Annotated in this window: 1 protein-coding gene; it reads left to right on the top strand. The window is 48.5% G+C overall.

Going from position 1 to position 204, the window contains the following annotated elements; genetic code table 11:
• Positions 1–204 (top strand): Ig-like domain-containing protein (locus tag HC728_RS20105; protein ID WP_190396000.1); only part of this gene is annotated, 204 nt, incomplete at both ends.

Below are 204 nucleotides of genomic sequence, written 5' to 3'. Positions count from 1 at the left end.
GTTGGCAATACAGTTGAATATCAGGCTGCAGATGGCAGTTGGTCAACAACCCCTCCTGCTGTGGTCGAAGGTGACAACTCAATTACGGTTCGAGAGACTGATGCGGCAGGTAATGTGTCTGGCTCGAATACATTAGATTTTGTGCTTGATACGCAAGCGCCGAATGCTCCGACGATCACATTGGATACTGACTCGGGTATTAGT

The sequence above is a fragment of the Aliivibrio sp. S10_S31 genome, from assembly GCF_014694495.1.
GTDB lineage: Bacteria > Pseudomonadota > Gammaproteobacteria > Enterobacterales > Vibrionaceae > Aliivibrio > Aliivibrio fischeri.
The sequence above is the reverse complement of the archived record's forward strand: the minus strand, read 5'-3'. Positions and strand labels throughout refer to the sequence as shown.